This window comes from Tautonia rosea, assembly GCF_012958305.1.
Taxonomy (GTDB): Bacteria; Planctomycetota; Planctomycetia; order Isosphaerales; family Isosphaeraceae; genus Tautonia; species Tautonia rosea.
The window spans coordinates 200,273-221,312 of sequence record NZ_JABBYO010000003.1 but is presented as its reverse complement, the minus strand read 5'-3'; the positions used below and the strand labels follow the sequence as shown (position 1 = coordinate 221,312).

Below are 21,040 nucleotides of genomic sequence, written 5' to 3'. Positions count from 1 at the left end.
GGTCGCCCGACGATTGTGAACTGCCAGAGCACCACGGCATCGAGATGGTTGTCCCGGTTACGTTAGGATCGGAGCCGAACGCCCCGTTCGCCTTGGGGACGTTACCCAAGGACGGCAGGACCGATCTACCCGGACGAGACCACCCGCCATGCCCTTGCTCATGCCTCTTCCCCTGGCCTGGTTCGTCACAATTTGCCTGACGGTCAACAGTGGCGACATCGCGATTGCCACAACGTACGACTACGAGGCTGAAGGCTGGCTCCACCATACGATCGACCGCTCCTCACAGGGGGCCGACGGCGTTCGATTGGCCGATCTCAACGGCGATGGCCTGCTCGACCTTGCCACCGGCTGGGAAGAAGGGGGGATCGTTCGCGTATACCTGAACCCTGGTCCCGATCGGGCGAAGGCTCCGTGGCCGGCTGTCACCGTTGGTCAGGTTGTCACTCCCGAAGACGCGGTCATCGTCGACCTGGATGGGGACGGCTTCCCGGATGTCGTCAGCTCGTGCGAGGGGAACACCCGGACCGTCTTCGTCCACTGGAACCCGGGCGACCCGGCTGCCTTGCTCGATCCCGACGCCTGGACTACCGAACCGATTCCCGCAACCGTCGGGAAGCAGCAGTGGATGTGGTGCGAGCCAATGCAGGTCGATGGCCGCTTCGGCGTCGATCTGGTCGTTGCGGGCAAGAACGACGGGGCGAGCCTCGGCTGGCTCGAAGCGCCGGAGAACGCCCGCGACCTGAGTGCCTGGCGGTGGCACCCGATCCGCCCGGTCGGCTGGATCATGTCCATCGTGGCGAGGGATCTGGACCTCGACGGCGACCTTGACCTGATCTGCTCCGACCGTCGCGGCGATCGCCGAGGCGTCTTCTGGCTCGAACGCCAGGGGACGGCGCACTCGGCCGAGTGGGTCGAGCACGCGATCGGCGGCGAGGACGCCGAGGTGATGTTCCTCGACGTGGCCGACCTCAACGGTCGGGAGGACATCCTCGTGGCCACCCGCGATCGGGGCGTCCTGATCTTCCGTCAGGGAGATGAGGCCTGGCGATCGTATCGCATCCCGCTCGGCGATGCGATCGGGACCGGCAAGGCGGTGGCCGTCGGCGAACTTAATGGCGACGGCTGGCTCCACCTGGTCGTCTCCACCGAGAACGCCCGGGGGAAGCATGGCCTCGTCCAGATCACCTGGACCGGCAACAAGATCGGAGGCCCAGTACGCCTGCGGACAATCAGCGGCGTACAGGAGGGGACGAAATTCGACCTCGTCCGCCTGATCGACCTCGACGGCGACGGCGATCTCGACGTCTTGACCTGTGAAGAAACCGATGGCCTGGGAGTGATCTGGTACGAAAATCCGGGTCTGAATCAGCAGCGCAGATGATCCGCGTTGGCTCGACCCTCAGGACAGCTTGAGCTACCTGAGACGCCGGATCGACGGAATGACGACGGCTCGGGGGTTCATCATCCCCGGCGATGAATCAATAATGGAGCGAACGGCGGTGGAGTTTGCCACCGCATCGGTTTGCCCCCGCTCCGAGGACGCTCCCGCAATGGCTCAGGAAACCCCGCCCCCCGCCGAACCCGAACACCTGGACCAGCTCCGGGCGAACCTGATGGAATCGGCCAAACTGCTGCGCGACGCGCACCACCTCGACCCCGAGGAACGCGGCCGCCTGGCCGAGCTGATCGACGAACTGGGCCAGGCACTCGACCCGAACGCTCCCCCGGAAACCGCGGCCAATCTGGCCACCAGCGCCTCGGCCCTGGCCCGAGCCCTCCACGAGCACCGTGACGAAGGGTTCCTCTCGACCACCCGAGCCCGGCTCGACGAGGCCGCCGCTCACGCCGAGGCCGAGGCCCCCTTCGCCACGCAGGTCGTCCGGCGATTCCTCGATCTCCTGGCACAGATTGGCATCTGATCGCCGAGTCGATTTGCCTGAACCCGGCGCTCGCCCGTCGCGGAATCCTCCGTTAGACTGCAACTCAGCATCAACGTGCACCGCACCATAGGGCAATCGGCCGGGGCCGGCCGCAAGACGAGACGAAGGGACGATCGGCGCATGGCGGCATCAGCCCAGCAGGCCAAAACAGTCGAAATCGGCGGCGTGACCCTGCACCTGAGCGTTCCCGACGCCACCGAGCAGGAGTGGATCGGCCAGGACGAGATTCTCCGCCAGTTGTCGGCTTGCTGGCTGATGGTCGACCCGAAGGATCTCCCCCTATCTCCCCGACTCGTGGGACCGCCCGGCATTGGCAAGACCACGCTGGCCATGGCCGCCGCCAAGCTGCGCACGCAGCCGCTTTATATCAACCAGTGCACGGCCGACACCCGGCCGGAAGACCTGCTCGTGACCCCAGTCCTTTCCGAGCAAGGGAAGATCGCCTACCACGCCTCCCCCCTGGTCACGGCGATGATCGTCGGGGGAGTCTGCGTTCTCGACGAGGGGAACCGGATGAACGAGAAGTCGTGGGCGAGCCTCGCCCCCCTGCTCGACCATCGCCGCTACGTCGAGAGCATCATCGCCGGCATCACCATCAAGGCCCATCCCGACTTCCGCTGCTGCGTGACGATGAACGAGGACGAGTCGACCTACGAGGTCCCTGACTACATCCTCAGCCGGCTCCAGCCGCAACTCGCCCTCGGCTTCCCCGAGCGCGACGACGAGATGGCGATCCTCAAGTATCACCTGCCCTTCGCCGCCTCCGAGCTGCTGGAGATGACCGTCGACTTCCTGCAGAAAGCCCACGAGCTTCGGCTCGACTTCTCCCCGAGGGACGGCATCAACATCCTCCGCTTCGCCATCAAACGGATGGCCCAGGACCCCGACCACCCCCTCGGCCGCGATCGCGCCTGGGCCGAGTCGATCCTCTGCGTTCTTGGTGAAGAAGCGGCCGACCTCGACGCCCTCGCCCACCGCCGCCGCCGCTCCCTCGGCGGCCAGGCCACCCCGATGGGCCTCGGCGACCTCTTCTTCTCCCCCGACGATCCGCTCCACCCCGACGCCGATTTCGAGGACGAGGAGGACGAGGAGGACGACGACGATGCTTACTAAGTCCCGCCCGAACCTTCCTCCGACGGACGACCATCAGGACCACCCGGCCTCCCCCCAACCGACTCTTCTCGGCTGGAGTTCCTCCTCAACCTGCGTGCATTTTTGACCGAGTCAGCACGAAACGCGACACCAAGAGCGGAGCCGGTCCCGTTGACGAAGCCTCCCGACGACCGATCGCTGCCCAACGACGTGCTTTCCATCGGGCCAAAGGTCCGGGCCCTGCCGATCATCCACGGCTCGGGAGACTGCGCGATCCGGGTCCGGGAAGAATTGCTCGCGCACCCGTATGATTGCGTGGCGATTCCATTACCTCCGTCCTTCCGGGACGAGGTGGAGGAGGCGGTCGACGCCCTGCCGTCGATCTCGATCGTCTTGCAACGCGACGCCGAAGGTGAGTCCGACGGATTTACGCATGTTCCAATCGACCCGTGCCAGCCGGTGATCGCGGCCATCCGGACGGCGATGGGAGAGCGGATTCCGAGAGCGTTCATCGATCGAGAATCTCCTCGGTTCGAAGGACGAACCGGCGACTACCCCGACCCGTACGCCCTGAAGCGGGTCCGCATCGAAGGGTTCGCCGCGGCAATGCTTCCGGCAGTTCCCCCACCCGACCCGGACAGTTCCGAGGCGGCTCGCTTTGCCTGGATGGCGGCGAAGCTCAGGGAACTGGAACATCAGCACGAATCGATTCTGTTCGTCTGTTCGCTCATGGATTGGCCCTGGGTGCGGGACGCTTATCACCGTAACGTCGAGTCACCCCAACCGGAATGGTTCTTGCCTCAGATGAGAACCTGCCAGGTAGACCCCCAAACCCTGATCTTCCTGCTCGGGGAGTTGCCCTTTATCACTGGGCTTTACGAGCGCGGTCGGCGCGAGTTAACCGACGACGAGAACCTGTCGGTCGATGGCGTGAAGGAGATGGCCCTGGCCGCTCGGGAACGGCTCTCGAAGGATCGCCCGAAGGTCGCGAACCGGATCACCCCGCAATTGCTCTCGGTTTACATCCGTTATGTCCGCAATCTTTCCCTCATCGAACGAAGGTTGACGCCGGATCTCTATTCGCTGGTGATCGCGGCGAAGCAGACGGCGGGAGACGACTTCGCGCTGGCAATCGGCGAGGAAGCCCGCAACTATCCCTACGCCGACACGTTCGATCGGGGTGAACGCCCCTGGTGGTGGAACGAACCGAACCTCCGCATGGGAGACGGTCGTGCCGAGGTCCCGGCCTGGGGCACTGCGACCATGACGAGCCGATTGCCCGGTCAGGCGATTTCCTGGCGATCGTGCGAACTGCGCCCGAAACCCGACGAGCCGGATCAAAAAAAGTGGAAGCAGCGATGGGACCCCTACGGGATGTGCTCGTGGCCTCCGGAAGACCACCGCATCGAGAGCTTCCAGCGCCATGTAGCCGAGCAAGCGAAGGCCATTCTGGGAGCCGACCTCGCTCGCTCCGAGAAATTTACCACGAGCGTCCGCGATGGCATCGACATTCGCGAAACCTTGAGAAATTTTCATAAGGGTGATCTTTATGTCAAGGTCATCCCGCCGAGCCGGGGGTCGATCGACGCGGTCGTCTTCCTGTTCGACGTGCCGGCCGATCCCGCAGTCTACGTCCATCGTGCCACCTGGTTCGCAGAGCACGCCGAGGAATCGACCCTGGCTTTCTTCGCGACCGACCCGATGCAAAACCTGATCGGGCCGGGAATCGCCCAGGCGGAATACGGCGGTGCCCTGTTCCTCTATCCTCCTCGATTGATCCCGGACGTCTGGGAAGACCCGCGACTCGACCGCCTCGAAACGCTGGAAGAACGCTTGCTCGGCGGGGCTCTCTTGCACAGCAAGGAACGGCATGTCGCGCTGGTCAGCCCCAAGCCGCCGCCGGCCTCGTGGCGACGCCTGGCACGGCGTCATGGACGCAAGCTGATCCATCTCCCGATCAAACGGTTCAGCGGACAGCTTCTAGAACGCCTGCGTACGTTTCACGTGCTCAATGGCAAACATGTCCGCTCGTATGCGGCAGACTTCATCAGAGACATGTAAGGACTGCGGAGCCCACATCAACAGGGGGAACAGATGGGGACAATCACGGGAGGGCTTGCGGTCGTTCTTGTCTTGGCAACGATCGCGGACGAAGGAAAGCCTCACACCACAAACGAATCGTTCTCCTCGGACAAATATGGAATCACGTGTCCTCTTGCCGCAAACTGGGACGTCGTCATCCGCGAGCGAGACGACCTGATTTTCGTGGCCCGGGTTCCCCAACGCGATCCGGAGCGCCCCGCGGCGGTCGGCTGCGAACTCGCCCTTGCGCCCGAATCGCTCGATGAATACCGGACCCGCATCGATGCGAACGCCGAGCGAGGGAGGATTCCCGGCGAATTGATCCGCAACGAACTGATCGAGCATGAGGGAGCGCCCCGCCTGATCACCGTCACCGAGTTCCGCCCTCCCTTCGGAGGCACCTGGAGAGAAACCACCGTTCGCCGAGTCGCCCATCGGCAGATGTATGTCTTCAAGATTAACCTCGATCTCGAAGATCCATCCCATGCGGAGACGATGGTCGCGTTCGAGTCCATGATCGGCGAGGCCACCTTCTCCCCGCCCGACACCGGGGCGACCCGAGACGCGAATGACGACGCAAACCGCTGGATTCAAAATGAATTCAACTTTGCGATCGATCTCCCCGAACATTGGCAGCCGGCATTGGCCCCTAGCCAGCTCGCGTTGCTCTTTGCCAATGGGCCGGCCTTCGGCATCTGGTCGGACAACTTCCTGGTAATCGCCCGACCATCCGCTCGGTTCGATCCGGATCGCTTGGTGCTGGAAATCCCGGAATTGTTACAACGCGAGGAGCCGGGCTGCGAGGTGCTCTCGTGTGAAGTCATTGACCAGCCCGGAGTGGGCAAGGCGGTACAAACGGTCGTCCGCACGCAGCGAGGCTCGTTTTCAATGACAGTGCTCGAACGACGCTTCCAGGGAGGTCGTTTCGATTACGAAACGAAGTTTACGCTCGAATCGAAGCGATTCGATGCTCTTGCCCCAGAATTACGCAGATGCCTTGACAGCTTTTCCGAGGAACCCGGCGAGGTTCCCGTCGTCCGACCAGGAATCGCAGGCTGATGTTTTCATGATCGGAGCGTAACAGTGCGATATGGTGTTTCTCTCGCGGTGCTTGCCGCCTGCCTCGGCGGGCTTCGGTCGCAGGCCGGGGCGGAAGGATTCCGGGCTGGGGTCGCAGCGGTCGAGATCTCTCCGGAGACCCTCCCTGCCATCATCAATGGCGGGTTCCTTCGCAGGGACGCCGATCAGGTACGCGACCCGCTCTTCGCCCGGGCCTTCGTGCTGGATGACGGCCAGACTCGAATCGCGCTTTGCGTTGTCGATACGTGCATGATGCCTCGCGAGCTGATCGACGAAGCCAAGGCGCTCGCCTCCGACCGCGCGGGCATCCCGACCGACCGGATGATGGTCTCGGCGACCCACACCCATACGGCCCCGGCGGCGATGGGGTGCCTCGGCTGCCCGGTCGACCCGGCCTATGCCGCCTCGCTCCCCTCGAAACTCGCCGAGGCGATCGTCGAGGCGGCCAGTCGGCTCGAACCGGCCAGGGTGGGTGGTGCGGTCGTCGACGATTTCGAGCATACCTTCTGCCGGCGATGGATCTATCGCTCCGATCGGATGCTGACCGATCCTTTCGGCCTGCGCACCGTCCGGGCCAACATGCACCCGGGGCACCAGAACCCCGACACAATCGGCCCCTCTGGCCCGGTCGACCCGGCGCTCTCGCTCCTCGCCATCCAGGCCGCGGACGGCTCGCCAATGGGTGTCCTGGCGAATTACTCGATGCACTATTACGGAACCGAGGCCATCTCGGCCGACTATTTCGGCCGGTTCTCGACCACCGTGGCCGAGGCGCTCGGCGGCGGCGAAGGGCTGGTCGTCTCGATGTCGCAGGGGACCAGCGGTGACCTGATGTGGATGGACTACGGGGCTCCCGCCCCCGATCGCGATGTGATCTCCTACGCCGATGCTGTCGCCGAGGTTGCACTCGGTGCCCTCGAAGGCATCACCTATCGCGACGATGTGACCCTGGCCATGGCCGAAACCACCTTGACCCTCGGACGACGGTTGCCCGACGAGGAGCGTCAGACCTGGGCACGTTCGGTGCGATCGCAAATGGAGGGAGAGGAGCCGCGTGCCATTCCGGAAGTCTACGCCCTGGAACAATTCCACCTGCTCGACGTTCCTGAGCGCGAGTTGAAGCTCCAGGCCATCAGGATCGGAGAACTCGGGATCACCGCCATTCCGAATGAGGTATACGGGATCACCGGCCTGAAACTCAAAGCGGCCAGCCCCCTGCCTATTACCATGAACATTGAGTTGGCCAACGGCGCGGATGGCTATATCCCCCCTCCCGAACAGCACGCGCTGGGGGGGTACACCACGTGGCCCGCGCGGACCGCTGGGCTGGAGGTCGAGGCCGAACCGAAGATTGTCGCGGCCCTGGTGGAACTGCTTGAGCAAGTTTCAGGAGCATCTCGACGGCCGATTCGTCCTCAAGGGGGTTCCTACGCCGAGTCGGTCGTCGAGTTGGGTCCCATCGCCTACTTCCGACTGGACGAGCTCGATGGCTCTCAACCCGCCAACCTGATGCAGGGGGCTTCCGCTCGCGTCGAGCCGGGAGTCGCGCTCGCGTTGCCTGGCCCCGATCGCCCCGCCCTCGTCGGAAGAAACGAGGGATCGAACCGCGCAATTCATTGCGCGGGTGGGAGACTCGTGGCCGAGGCGATCGAACTGAACGACGCCTACAGTCTCGCCTTCTGGTTCTGGAACGGTCTGCCCTCCGACGCCAGGGCGGTGACCGGTTATCTGGCATCGATCGGTCCTGAGGGCGACTCCGAAGCACCTGGCGATCACCTGGGGATCGGCGGGACTCATCACGATGTTCAGCCCGGTCGGCTGTTCGTCTTCAACGGCTATCACGCCAACGACATTCGTGTCGGCCGGAGCGAGCTTCCCCGAGGGGAATGGTGCCATGTTGTCCTGGTCCGCGAGGGGAATCGTGTCCGGGTCTTCCTGAACGGCGAGACTCAGCCAGACATCGATGCCGAGTTGCCCGTCACCCGCCCCGACCACAAGGCGACACTCGTCTTCGGAGGACGAACCGACCGGTTCGCCGGTCTCGAAGGGAAGCTCGACGAGGTCGCTGTGTTCGACCGGGCCTTGTCGGCCGAAGAGGCTGGATCCCTCTTTGAAGCAACGACTTCGGAGCATGCAGACTAACGATCCTACGCCCTCGGGCACGAACCGCGTACAATCCCAACGATGAGGCGAGGCAAGGGAGCCCGCCTCCTCGTCATCCCATCCCCTTGAATGAGTCGATCCACTGATGGGGCAGCATCCGAACCCGTTGACCGTGCGAAAGGCTGATCATCCGATTGAGCCGATCTTCCTCAAGCGGTGGTCCCCCCGTGCCATGAGTGGAGAGCCGATCTCCGATGGGGAGCTCAAACGACTCTTCGAAGCCGCTCGCTGGGCTCCCTCGACCCGCAACGAGCAGGAGTGGCGCTTTCTCTACGCCCATCAGGGCTCGGAGCACTGGCAGACGTTCTTTGACCTGCTCGTTCCAGGCAACCAGGGATGGTGCACGAAGGCATCCGTGCTTGTTGTTGTGGTCGCGCACAAGTTCTTTTCGAACACCGGGGCACCCAACCCGGTTCACCTGTACGACGCCGGCGCCGCCTGGCAAAACCTGGCCTTGCAAGGAGCAGTTATGGGGCTGGTGGTTCACGGGATGGCCGGGTTTGATTACGAGACGGCAAGGACGGCGCTCCATGTCCCCGAGGAGTATGAGGTGGCCGCGATGATCGCCCTCGGTAGGCCGGGCGACCCGGAGCGCTTGCCCGACGATCTTCGTCAGCGCGAGGTGCCCTCGAACCGCCGTCCCATTGAACAGAGCATCTGCGAAGGGCCGTTCGCGTTCTGACGTCTGAGACTGCCTCGGGCGAGGAAAACGACGATCTTCGGCGAGAACCTACCCATGTCCATTCAAGCCGGGTGATCGGGCCAATCGACGCGGAAGAACCTGCGAACTCTCCAGGGAACTCTTGTCTTGCCGGCCCGTCTTCCCGAAGATTGAATTGTGAAGTCAGCGAGTGGCTTACCCAGAAGGTCCGAGCGGGAGGAGGCCGGATGGAATCATCAGCCAAACCGGCCAGTTCATCGCTCACGATCCTGGCAACGCTTGGGTTGATTGCCGCGCTCTATTTACTCAAGCCGATCCTGATCACGATTGCCCTCTCGATTCTGTTGACCTGCTTGCTGTCTCCGGCCACCCATCTGCTGAGAAAACTGTTGCCGGTGGGTCCGGTCGGAGCGGCGGTGATTCTCTTTCTCCTGCTCGCCGTGGCCGGACTTTACGGCGCAAGTCTGACAGCCGAGAGCCTTGTTCGAGCCGCCGCCACCTTCCCTGCCGATGTGGAAAGGCTGGCCTCCAAGGTCAGCGATCTGGTCAACGACGCCGGTAAAGATCATCCCTATCTGGCCAACATCCTGCCTGAGCCGGGGACGATCGACATCCTCGGCTACACGAATCGCGAGCTACTGGTCAACTCACTGAACTATCGCCTCTCGGACCTGACAACCTGGGTCGGGTACGGGTTGATCGTTCTGTTCCTGGTCCTCTTTCTCCTCGCCGAGGGGGACTCGCTTGTCCCTCGATTGGTGCACCTGATCTCAGTCGAGTCGGGCGAGTCGAAGGCAGTCGAGCGGACCTTGAAGAACCTGACCCGCAAGATTCGCGCCTACTTGCTGGCCCGGACCGTGTTGAACATCGGGCTCGGAGTGGCCACGGCGGTCGCCTTGATGCTGCTGGGGATCGATTTTGCCGTGGCACTCGGAGTATTCGCCGCGGTGACGAACTATATCCCTTATCTTGGCAATGTCGCAGCCGGGGCGTTGTCGGTGCTGATCACCCTGGGTCAGCGGGGCTCCATCGCCGACGGCCTGATTGTCGCCTCAGTTTTCCTGGTGATCGTGACCGTCGAGGGGTATCTGGTCATGCCCTACGTCATGGGTCGATCGCTCGACCTGAACGGGACGACGGTCCTGATCGCCTGCCTGTTCTGGGGGTTCCTCTGGGGATTGATGGGATTGATCCTCGCCATTCCGATCACCGTGAGCCTGAAATTGGTCTTTCAGCACTTACCGTCGCTTCGCCACTGGGCCGATCTCATGAGCCTGGCAGAATCGACGCCCGAACCCTCGGTGACACCGGAAACACCAGGAGAGCTCTCTGCTCCGCGCCGATGGCTCTTGGCCAGGAGGTCGAATTCGAACTGAATCACATATTCACACAAAACGCAGGTGGCTTAACTCCCTTCTCGAACCCAGGAAATACGTCCAGTGGACATTACTCTTGAATATTGCGCTCTTTGAAACTACGAACCCCAGGCTGTCAGTTTGACGGCAAAACTCCTTCCTCGATTCAAGCAGAAGATCGGCCAGTTCACCCTGATCCCCTCCAAGGGAGGATGTTTCGAGCTGACGGTAGGCACAACCCTCGTCTACTCGAAACTCAAAACAGGGCAGTTCCCGGACGAGGCCAGGCTGATCGAGGAGATCGGTAGCCTGCTTCAGGGCTGAGCCAGGATGCTCGCGGCCGATCAGAAGACTCCACCAGCAACACAGCCGGAACGACCGGCCGCGGAGCCCGTGTTCAGCATGTTCGGACGACAGAAACGCCTGACCGACTACGCCAACTGTGCCGGGTGAGCAGGCAAACTTCCCCCCGAGGGGATCGCGCAGGTTCTGCGCGGCTTGCCGACACCCCCCCGACCCGCCGACTTGCTCGTCGCCACCGAAACGTGCGATGACGCAGGCGTGTATCGCATTGCGCCCGATGTCGCGCTGGTGCAAACCGTCGATTTCTTCCCCCCGCTCGTCGACGACCCGTACATCTTCGGCCAAATTGCGGCGGCGAATGCGCTTTCAGATGTGTATGCGATGAACGGCCGGCCGTTGACGGTATTGAACATCGCCGCCTTCCCCGACGATCAATTGCCCCTGGAGATTCTCGGGCAAATCATTGCCGGGGCGGGGGAACGCGTGGCGGCGGCCGGGGCGTCGGTCGTAGGTGGCCATACGGTGAGAGATTCCGAGATCAAGTTCGGACTAAGTGTTACCGGGCTGGTCCATCCCGACGACGTCCTGACCAACTCAGGAGCCAGGCCGGGCGATGTGCTTGTCTTGACCAAGCCACTCGGGACCGGGTTCGTGACCACGGCGGCCAAGAACAACCGATGTCCGAGCGTTGTGCTCGAACGGGCCATCGCGAGCATGATCCGCCTGAACGCCGATGCGAGCGAGGCGGGGAGAGCCGCCGGGGGCGTCCATGCCCTGACCGACGTAACCGGCTTCGGTCTCGCAGGGCACGCCGCCGAGATGGCCGATGGATCGGGCGTAACCATTGAGCTGGATCTCGACGCACTGCCGGTGATCGAAGGGGCGGAGCCGCTGGCCATCCCCAGGAACTTCACGAGGGCCAGCGCAACCAATCGGGCATTCCTGGCCGGACGACTGGACATCGCGCCGGAGGCCAATTCGAAGCGCGTCGAGTTTGCGTTCGACGCTCAAACCTCCGGCGGATTGCTCGTTGCGGTTGATCCGGCACATCTCGATGCCTTGATCAGGGAATTGAGGCAACGGGAGACACTGGCCGCGGCCGTCATTGGCCGAGTGATCCCTCGGGTCGAGGGAATCGCGTTACGGCTCGGCCAATCCGCTCCCGTTCCGTCGGTCGATGCTTGACGTGGACGATTCGAGAGCCGATCGTCGTGAATCACAACGACGGATTGATCCCGGACGATTGGAGAGGGTGATGCAAGACGACCTGACCCGCCGAGGATTCCTGAACGCCGCGAGCCTGTCGGTCATGCTGCCCGGTGGAGGAGCCGCCGTTTCCGCAGCCGATCGCCCCAGCCCGGCCGCCATCCCCCACGCCCTCGGCGGCCCGCTTCCCGAGCCGAAGCAAGGACGCCTGAAGGTCGCCGCACTCGCGTCGACGTATTATTATCTTTCCCACGCGTATCATATCGTCGGAAGGTTCCTTGACGGGTTCGTCGTCCACGACGGGCGGGGCCACTACCGGCCCGATGTCGAGATCAGCAGCCTGTACATCGAACAGTTCCCGGACGGGGTCGCCCCCTCGGGGGTCGGTGACCTGGGCCGGGCCAAGGCCGCCGAGCACGGCGTCCGACTGAGCCCGACGATCGAGGACGCGCTGACGCTCGGCTCGGGAGACCTGGCCGTCGACGCGATTTTGCTGATCGCCGAGCACGGCGATTATCCGCTCAACGAGAAGCTCCAGAAGCGCTATCCGAGGGGTGCCTACTTCCGGGAGGTGCTCGACGTGGTCCGGCGTTCGGGCCGCGGAGTGCCGGTCTTCATCGACAAACACCTCTCTTACGATCGGTCCGAAGCGGCCGAGATGATCGCCTCCGCCCGCGAGCTGGGCGTGCCCCTCATGGCCGGTTCGAGCCTGCCGGTCACCTGGCGCATCCCCCACCTGGAGGTCCCGCTCGGCAAGACCTGGCAGGATGCCCTGGTGGCATCTCGGGGAGAAATCGAGATCTTTGGATTTCATGCCCTGGAAACGCTCCAGTGCATGGTCGAGCGGCGCGACCGGGGCGGCAAGCCTCAAGGGGTCGTGGCCGTAACCTATCTGGAAGGGGACGCCGTCTGGGAGGCCGGAGACACAGGCCGCTGGTCCTGGGAACTGCTCGACGAGGCCCTCAGCCGCAGCTACACCCGGAATCCCGGCGACGTCCGGCAGAATACCAAGGACTTTGTCCACCCCGCCGGCCGACCGACCTTTCTCCAGCCGGTCGCCTTCTTGGTCGAGTACGCCGACGGCTTCCAGGGGACCGTCCTGATCCTCAACGGGCACGTTGATGACACAACCATCGCTAGCCGGGTCGTGAATAACGACGGAATTCCCACCGACGTGTCCACGCTTGTCTATCTTCCTGCCCCACCCGGCGCCGACTTTTTCACGCCGCTCGTGCTGCGGATCGAGGACTTTTTCCGCACTGGCCAGCCCCCCTACCCCGCCGAGCGCACGCAACTGACCGGGGGCATCCTCGACGTGGCCCTGGAGAGCCGCATCCGCGGCTCGGTGCGGATCGAGACACCGGAGCTTGCCGCGATTGATTACGAGGCCCCCGAGGATTCCGGATTCATCCGCGCCCCCGTGGCCAATCCGAAGCCGAACCCCTGGGAGTGATCCCAGCGGAGCATCCGTCAGCGGGTCATCTTCCGCTGCCTCCGGCCGCCGACGAAGCTGTCGAAGACGTATTTGCCCAGGTCGTCGGCCGAGCAGTACGCGGCAACCCCCTGGGTCACGCGGGCCATCTCCTCGACAAAGTTCACCAGGCCCAGATAAAAGTAATCTTCGATCAGGGCGAACGACGAGACGCGAATTCCGGCCGAGGCGCACCGGCGGGCCTCGGCCAGGGTGGCGGCGGCGGTCTTCTCAGCGGGGGGGTAGATGAGCACGGCCTCGCGTCCTTCGATGTAGGCGGTCGGCTCGCCGTCGGTGATGACAATAATCTGCTTGTTCTCGGCCGCCTGCTTGTTCAGCATGTTGCGCGCAAGCTTTAGGCCGGCGTCGATGTTGGTGAAGTGCTGGACCTGCCGAGGGAGTGGAGCATCCAGACTGATTCGCAGGTGCACGCGAGGGTCAAACAGCCCGACCGGCTTGGGGGCCGAATTCAATAATTCGCGCTCGGTCATTTTGCTCGCGAGCGTATAAAACCCGACCATTCCCAGCGAATCCGTCGGGTACTGCGCCCGGACCATCGCCTGTAACGCCAGCGCGACCTTCTTCGTCATACCGTACTTGCCGTACCGCCCCATTGATCCACTCATATCGATCAGGACGACGGTGGCGGCACGGGTCTGATGCTCGGTTTCATACACAACCCAGTCATCGCGCTCGACCCGGATCGGCACGCCCCCTCCCTGACGGGTGTAGGCATTCTTGATCGTCTCGTGCAGGTTCAAATTGGCCAGCGAATCACCATAAACATAAGGACGTGAGTCCTCGTGTCGGACGGTGCCATCCCCCTTGTGGGGAGAGTCATGCTTGCCGATCGCATCCCGGTTGAAGGTCTGGAACAGATCGGTGAGCGCACTTTGCTGGATGCGTCGCAGCCCCTTGGGGGCGACGACGAACTTTCCTTCACGGTCCCGTTCGATCAACCCTTCCTGCTGGAGCAACTCGACGATTTCCGGGTTGTCATCGTCATCGAAGCGGTCAAGTTGGCGGAGGACCTGGTCCCCGTAGTGCAGCAGATACTCGCTCAGTTCGTCAAACGCCTTCTCGGCCGACTGAGGGCGAAACTCCTGCGACCCGTCCCATTTGGAATATTCGTACTGGGGCATGAGGGCCTCGATGGACCGTGGCCGAAGGGGAGGGTCGGGGACGCAGGCCGATTCGGATCAACGTTCGTAGGACGCCACGCCCGCCTTGACACTCTTGTTCAGACGATTGTGCACATGAAGACCTTCGAGAATGAACTCGGCCGAGGCGGCAATGGCCGCGTGATGCAGGTCGGGGTCGGAGAGGTTGGGCAACGAATCCTTGGCGAGGTCCTCAGCCTTCTTGAGCAGGCCGGGAATTTTTTCGATGCGATTGAGCAGTTCTCGCGTCGGCAAAACATCGGTCAATTCCACACCTCCGCCATTATCAAAGTGTTCGACGGCGGCGCGAAATTCCTTCGGGTTGAAGCGCTCGGAAAAGACGTTCTTGATCGCTTCACCGACAATGCGACCGATGAGCACATCCTCCGAGCCGTCGTCATCGGCCATGGTCAATTCGATCTTCCCGCGGGTGCTGGGGACGACGTGGGAGAGGTCGCCGACCCGGGGGACCACCCAGGATTCCTGGTTGACCAGGGCTCGGCGCTCGGCGTTGGAGACGACGTTCTCCAGGTTGGCGATCGACATGCGGACCGAGACGCCCGACGCCTGGTTCACGTGCGAGGAGGTGCGGGCCAGGCGTGCGGCCTCCTCGACCACCTCCTTGACGAAGAACGGGACGGCCACCTGTTCCCCGGCGCGATCGACCCAGGCGTTCTGGTCGTTGATCGAGATGCCGACATCCCGCGTCAGCGGATAGTGCGTGCGGATGACCGAGCCGATCCGGTCTTTCAAGGGGGTGACAATGCGTCCGCGGTTGGTGTAGTCCTCCGGGTTGGCCGAGAAGACCATGCAGAGGTCGAGTTCCAGTCGGACCGGGTAGCCCCGGATCTGGACGTCTCGCTCTTCGAGCACGTTGAACATGCCGACCTGGATCTTGGGGGAGAGGTCGGGCAACTCGTTCATGCAGAAGATGCCGCGGTTGGTGCGGGGAATAAGGCCGAAGTGCATGGTCAGCTCGCTGGAGAGGTAGCGCCCCTCGGCGTGCTTGATCATGTCAATCTCGCCGATCAGATCGGCAATGGTGACGTCTGGGGTGGCGAGCTTCTCCTGATAACGCTGCTCGCGGCCGACCCAGGCGATCGGTGTGGCGTCGCCCATTGTATCGAGCTTGTCGCGGGCCTCTCGGCTGACGGGGTGATAGGGGTGGTCGTTGACCTCAGAGCCGTCGACGATCGGGATGGTGTCATCGAGCAGACGGACAAGCTGCCGAAGCATCCGGGTCTTGGCCTGTCCCCTTGTGCCGAGGAACAGCATGTCGTGCTTTGAGAGGATGGCGTTCTGAATCTGAGGGACGACGGTCTCCTCGTAGCCGAGAATTTCGGGGAAGAGCGGCTCCCCTCTGCGAATCATGGCGATGAGGTTGCGGCGCATCTCGTCCTTGACTGACTCGACACGGTAACCGCTCTGCTTCAGCTCGCCCAGGGTCCGGGGTCGGTCAGATGCCATGGATGCTGCGTCCTTGAGGTCAACTCAGCGAGGGCGATGCGGGACGGCGGAGGGTTCAGATGACACTCAACACTCCCAGAGGACATGCTAGGCAGGGCATCGCGGGGCGTCAACGAGCACCGGCGATCGAGCGATCGTCCAGGGTCGTCTCGGTATCGTCGCAGACCTCAACCAGTTCGGGTTCGACTTCGGTATCGAACAACCGGCTCACACTCTCGCGCTGGTGAATGGAGAGGATGGCCTCGGCGAACAGGCGAGAGACGCTGATCCGCCGGCAGTTCTCGGCCAGGGGCTCGGGCCAGTGGCCGATGGTGTCGGTCAGAACCAGCTGTTTGAGCGGGCTGTTGCGGATCTTCTCGGCCGATCCTCGGGAGAAGACGCCGTGGGAGACGCAGGCGTACACGTCGAGCGCTCCACGGGCCTTGCAGGCATGGGCCATCTCGATCAGGGTACCGCCGGAGATGGTAAAGTCATCGACGAGCAGGACGTTCTTCCCCTTGACGTTTCCGATGACATCGAGGATCTCGGCACGTTCCTCGTGGTCGGGTCGGTTCTTGTTCCCGATGACGAGATCGCACCCCATCATGTCGGCATAGCGTTGCGCGGCCTTGGCGAATCCGACATCGGGAGCGGCAACGACAAGGTTGGGGAGCTTTAGCTTGCGAAAATAGGCGGTGAGAACGGGTCCGGCGTAGAGGTGGTCGACGGGGATCTTGAAGAAGCCCTGGATCTGAGGGCTGTGTAGGTCCATCGTCAGGACACGGTCAGCCCCGACGGCTTCGAGGGCATCGGCAATCACCCGGGCGCGGATGGAGACGCGAGGCTCGTCCTTCTTGTCTCCCTTGGCGTAGGAGAAGAAGGGGATGACGGCCGTGACCTGCGTGGCGCTGGCTCGTTTGAAGGCGTCGATCCAGAAGAGGAGTTCCATCAGGTTGTCGTTGACGGGCTGCTCGGTCCCTTGAACGATGTAGACATCGCGCCCCCGGACGTTTTCGAGGACGCGGACGAAGATGTTTCCCTCGCTGAAGATCTTCGTTTCGGACTGAGCGAGCGGGACGCCGAGGTGCCGACAGATTGCCCGAGCGAGGCCCCGGCTTGCCGACCCGGCGAAGATTTTCATCTCTCCGTAGGGGTCGCGGTCCTTGGAGGAAGTGCAGATCAAGGAGCGGTCCATGACGGGAGGAACCTCGCGAGAGAGCCGACCGAAGGGAGCAAAGACCGCCCGGTGATACAGCGACACGGGGGCTGAACGAACAGGCTTGAGTATACCCCCGGCCTGCCGGGAGAACCAGCGGAGCCAGGCCTCGATTCTCGATCAAACCGATGATACCTGGGACCTGAACCGCTACAATCAAGTGGTGACAGAAGGCCACGCGACGTGCCAGACGAGTCGCCGATTGAGACCGAGCACCAGGAGAGGCCGCAGACGATGACCACACGGAGAGTTATTCGCTCAGCACCCCGAACCGTCGCGGCCATGGCCGCGACCCTGGCCATCGCCGCTGGAGTCGCCATTTATGCGGTCCCGAAGGCCGGAACGACTCCGGGAGCCAATCCCCCTCAAGAGCAAGGAGCCACGGTGAACGCCGCCGCATTGCGAGTGCAGGACGAGAAAGGACTCGGTCCTGGAGCCACGCAAGACCTGTTTGCGGGGGGTGTCGACTGGCTCAACACGGCCAAGCCGATCAGCACGCAGGACCTTGTCGGCAAGATCGTTTTGCTCGACTTCTGGACCTATTGCTGCATCAACTGCCACCATATCATCCCTGACCTGGAGAAGCTGGAGAAGAAGTACCCCAACGAGCTGGTCGTCATCGGCGTGCACTCGCCCAAGTTCGAAGCCGAGCGCGACTCGGAAAACATCCGTCAAAAGGTACGCGAATATCAGGTCAAACACCCGGTCGTCAATGATGCCGACATGGCGATCTGGCGGCGCTTCGGCGTACGAGCCTGGCCGACGCTCGCTCTCATCGACGCGAAGGGGAACTTCCGAGGGTCGATCAGCGGCGAGGGGCATTACGACACGCTGGATGAGATTATCGGCAAGCTCGCGGCTCAGCACCGTGAGAAGGGGGAGCTGGACGAGACGCCCTTCATCGTTTACGCCGAGAGCGACCGCCCAAGCGACGGCCCCCTGCTCTTCCCCGGCAAGGTTACGGCCGATCCCGAGAACAACCGACTGTACATCACCGACACCAGTCACCACCGGATCGTTGTCACCGATCTGAACGGGCAGGGTCAGTTCGTCATCGGCAATGGTCAGCTTGGGCTCGAAGATGGGGACTTCGCCTCAGCCCGATTCAATCGGCCGCAGGGGACGCGACTGGTCGATGGTGCGTTGTACGTGGCCGACACCGAGAACCACGCGATCCGCAAGGTGGACCTGACGAACCAGACGGTCGAGACCATCGCCGGCAACGGCGAGCAGTCGTATCGACGCAACGGGTCATTCCAGGGGACGGATGAGGGACTCAATAGTCCCTGGGACCTGATCCAGGTCCCCGGGACGTCGGAGCTCATCATCGCCATGGCCGGACCGCATCAACTCTGGAAGCTAAACCTGGAAACGAACACGGTGTCCGTCTGGGCTGGGTCGGGCCGCGAGGACATTACCGACGGCTCGTACGACACCGGAGCCTTTGCCCAGCCGAGCGGCCTTGCGACTGATGGCACGTATCTGTATGTGGCCGACTCGGAGGTCTCGGGCATCCGGCGCGTCTCGCTCTCAGGAGAACAGGAACCGCAGGTCGATACGGTCGTCGGCATGGGTCTCTTTGAGTTCGGCGATATCGACGGCACTGGTGACGAGGTTCGACTCCAGCACTGCCTCGGACTGGCATACGACGATGGCACGCTCTACATCGCCGACACGTACAACAACAAGATCAAGGCATGCGACCCAGATGATCGTTCTGTCACCTCGCTGGTGGGGACAGGGGAGCCCGGGTCGTCCGACTCGGAGCCGAACTTCTACCAGCCCGGTGGCATCGCCCTGGCGGGTTCGACGCTGTACATCGCCGACACGAACAACCACGCCATCCGCGCCTACGACCTGGAGTCGAAGGAGGTCCGGACCCTGTCAATCGAGGGGATCGGTCCTCCCGAACCCCCGAAGCAGAAGCCGACCTTCGCGAACGCCACTGCCATCGACGTGCCGAAGGCGGAGATTCGACCCGGCGAAGCCTTTACGATCGATCTGGCTCTGAACATTCCTGGCTTCAAGCTTCAGCCTGATTCTCCCGTCCTCTTCCTCGTCGAGGCTCCCGACGCACCCGACGCTCTTTCGAAGGGTGTGTCCGACACGGGCGAGACGGTACTGCCCGAGGGGGATTCGATCCCCATCCCTGTCCCCCTGGCTCGATCGTTCGAAGCGGGGGATGAGCTGACCTTAAAGGTCTCGGCCTCCATATTCGCCTGTGCTGAGGTCGGCGGCTTCTGCACCGTCAAGCAGTATGAGTGGACGGTCCCTGTCTCGTTTGCCGAGGCCGGAGGCGAGGCCATCCTCGTGACCCCGCCATCGGCCGAGGAGACACCTTGAGTCTCGACCCTGGCAGACGGAAAGAGGCATCGCTTCATCGGCTGGGGTCGAAACGACCCCAGCCTTCCCAATCATTCGTCACCTGAGAAACACCTGGAGAATCGTACGGGTGGCGGAACTTCAACTCTGCAGTGCGGTAATCAAGTCGACAAGGGCTTTCTTTCCGTCGGCAAAGTACATCAGGGTGTTGTCGGCGGCAAACAGGGGGTTGGGAATGCCGGCGAAGCCGGGGGAAAGGGAGCGCTTGACGACGATGACGGTGCGAGCCTTGTCGACGTCGAGGATGGGCATGCCGGCGATCGGGCCGGTAGGGTCGGTGCGGGCGTCGGGGTTCACGACGTCGTTGGCACCGATGACAATGGCCACGTCGGTCTGCTCGAACTGGGGGTTGGCTTCCTCCATCGTGAGGAGCTTTTCGTAGGGGATATCGGCCTCGGCGAGCAGGACGTTCATGTGGCCGGGCATCCGGCCGGCGACGGGGTGGATGGCGAAATCGACCCGCACACCGCGTGATTCGAGCAGGTTGGCCAGGTCGCGGACGGAATGCTGGGCCTGGCTGACAGCGAGGCCGTAGCCGGGAACGATCATCACCCGCTGGGCGACCTCAAGGATCATGGCGATTTCATCAGGACCCGCCGACTTGACGCGACCGGCGTAGACCTCGTCTCCCTTGCCTCCTCCCGGCTGGGAGGCGACCGCACCAACGCCGCCAAAGAGGACGTTGGTGAGCGATCGGTTCATCGCGTCGCACATGATTCGAGTGAGGATCAGGCCCGAGGCGCCGACGAGTGATCCGGCGATGATCAGCATCGTGTTGTTCAAGACGAAGCCGGTGGCGCAGGCAGCCAGGCCGGAGTAGGAGTTCAACAGGGCGATGACGACCGGCATGTCGGCCCCGCCGATCGGGATGACCGCCAGCACGCCGAGCACGGAGGCGACGATCACCAGGCCCCAGTAGGCAAGCGGCTCGTCAGGCTGAACCGCCACCATCGCCGCCAGGCCAAGGGTGGCGATCAGGAGCGCCGCGTTCACGACGTGGCGGCCGGGAAAGAGGATCGGATTGCCGGAAATCAGCTCCTGGAGCTTCGCGAATGCGACGAAGCTCCCGGCGAGCGTCACGGCGCCGATCAGTCCCGAGGCGGCCGTGGCCACGGTGAGCTGAGACGTGACTTCCCGATCGGTCAGGCCGACGGCCTCGACCAGGGCTGCGCCGGCGACGAGGATCGACGCGCCCCCGCCGAAGCCGTTGAGCAGGGCGACGAGCTGCGGCATCGCGGTCATCGGGATTCGAACGGCCAACACGGCGCCGACGAGTGAGCCGAGGGCGAGCCCGATGAGAATCCCGCCATAGCCGATGATTTCTTGATTGAGCAGTGTGACGACCACGGCAATGAGCATCGCGGTCGCCCCCATCAGATTGCCGCGCACGGCGGTCCGGGGATGACTGAGGCCTTTTAGCCCCAGGATGAACAGGGCCGAGGCGACGAGGTAGGCCAGGTTAATCAGCGATGTGGACACG

General features: G+C 63.1%; 15 protein-coding genes and 1 pseudogene. 12 read left to right on the top strand and 4 right to left on the bottom strand.

Going from position 1 to position 21,040, the window contains the following annotated elements:
- Positions 1-148: 148 nt before the first annotated feature.
- The 11 genes and pseudogenes from HG800_RS06270 to HG800_RS06220 all read left to right on the top strand — a co-directional run bounded on the left by HG800_RS06270 (position 149) and on the right by HG800_RS06220 (position 13,338).
- Entirely contained in the window at positions 149-1,384 is a 1,236-nt protein-coding gene (locus tag HG800_RS06270) for an FG-GAP repeat domain-containing protein (RefSeq protein WP_169974908.1), read from the top strand.
- Positions 1,385-1,442: 58 nt separating this feature from the next.
- On the top strand, positions 1,443-1,922 hold the full coding sequence (locus HG800_RS06265) for a DUF4404 family protein (RefSeq protein ID WP_169974906.1): 480 nt from the start codon (positions 1,443-1,445) through the stop codon (positions 1,920-1,922).
- Positions 1,923-2,063: 141 nt separating this feature from the next.
- Entirely contained in the window at positions 2,064-3,056 is a 993-nt protein-coding gene (locus HG800_RS06260; protein ID WP_169974904.1) for an AAA family ATPase, read from the top strand.
- Between the two features lie 150 nt (positions 3,057-3,206).
- Positions 3,207-5,096: a hypothetical protein gene (locus HG800_RS06255; protein WP_235963361.1), complete on the top strand. Its 1,890-nt coding sequence runs from the start codon at positions 3,207-3,209 to the stop codon at positions 5,094-5,096.
- A gap of 33 nt (positions 5,097-5,129) precedes the next feature.
- Positions 5,130-6,176: a hypothetical protein gene (locus tag HG800_RS06250; protein WP_169974902.1), complete on the top strand. Its 1,047-nt coding sequence runs from the start codon at positions 5,130-5,132 to the stop codon at positions 6,174-6,176.
- 24 nt (positions 6,177-6,200) lie between these two features.
- Positions 6,201-8,339, top strand: coding sequence for a LamG domain-containing protein (locus HG800_RS28160; RefSeq protein WP_169974900.1), 2,139 nt, complete (start codon positions 6,201-6,203; stop codon positions 8,337-8,339).
- A 106-nt stretch (positions 8,340-8,445) separates the two neighbouring features.
- Positions 8,446-9,042, top strand: a complete 597-nt coding sequence (locus tag HG800_RS06240) for a nitroreductase family protein (RefSeq protein WP_169974898.1) — start codon at positions 8,446-8,448, stop codon at positions 9,040-9,042.
- 206 nt (positions 9,043-9,248) lie between these two features.
- Positions 9,249-10,397, top strand: a complete 1,149-nt coding sequence (locus tag HG800_RS06235) for an AI-2E family transporter (RefSeq protein ID WP_169974896.1) — start codon at positions 9,249-9,251, stop codon at positions 10,395-10,397.
- A 108-nt stretch (positions 10,398-10,505) separates the two neighbouring features.
- Positions 10,506-10,700: pseudogene (locus HG800_RS06230) on the top strand (Rdx family protein); the annotation flags it as partial.
- Between the two features lie 78 nt (positions 10,701-10,778).
- On the top strand, positions 10,779-11,864 hold the full coding sequence (selD, locus tag HG800_RS06225) for a selenide, water dikinase SelD (RefSeq protein WP_390622619.1): 1,086 nt from the start codon (positions 10,779-10,781) through the stop codon (positions 11,862-11,864).
- 70 nt (positions 11,865-11,934) lie between these two features.
- Positions 11,935-13,338 carry a hypothetical protein gene (locus HG800_RS06220; protein ID WP_182830352.1) on the top strand — a complete coding sequence of 468 codons (1,404 nt, stop codon included), beginning with the start codon at positions 11,935-11,937 and terminating at the stop codon, positions 13,336-13,338.
- A gap of 17 nt (positions 13,339-13,355) precedes the next feature.
- On the opposite strand, the gene HG800_RS06215 is transcribed toward HG800_RS06220, so the two are convergent.
- From HG800_RS06215 to HG800_RS06205, 3 genes are all read right to left on the bottom strand, one after another.
- Complete coding sequence (locus HG800_RS06215) at positions 13,356-14,498, bottom strand: VWA domain-containing protein (protein ID WP_169974891.1); 1,143 nt, start codon at positions 14,496-14,498, stop codon at positions 13,356-13,358.
- A gap of 57 nt (positions 14,499-14,555) precedes the next feature.
- Positions 14,556-15,983, bottom strand: a complete 1,428-nt coding sequence (locus tag HG800_RS06210; protein ID WP_169974889.1) for a sigma 54-interacting transcriptional regulator — start codon at positions 15,981-15,983, stop codon at positions 14,556-14,558.
- A gap of 109 nt (positions 15,984-16,092) precedes the next feature.
- The gene (locus tag HG800_RS06205) at positions 16,093-17,157 is read right to left on the bottom strand and encodes a ribose-phosphate diphosphokinase (protein WP_169975455.1); all 1,065 of its coding nucleotides are present in this window, start codon (positions 17,155-17,157) and stop codon (positions 16,093-16,095) included.
- A gap of 255 nt (positions 17,158-17,412) precedes the next feature.
- Between HG800_RS06205 and HG800_RS06200 the strand changes: the two genes are divergently transcribed.
- Positions 17,413-19,521, top strand: a complete 2,109-nt coding sequence (locus HG800_RS06200) for a thioredoxin-like domain-containing protein (protein WP_169974887.1) — start codon at positions 17,413-17,415, stop codon at positions 19,519-19,521.
- 120 nt (positions 19,522-19,641) lie between these two features.
- Here the strand turns inward: HG800_RS06200 and HG800_RS06195 are convergent, their stop codons facing one another.
- Entirely contained in the window at positions 19,642-21,039 is a 1,398-nt protein-coding gene (locus HG800_RS06195; protein WP_169974885.1) for an NAD(P)(+) transhydrogenase (Re/Si-specific) subunit beta, read from the bottom strand.
- Between the last annotated feature and the right edge of the window lies 1 nt (position 21,040).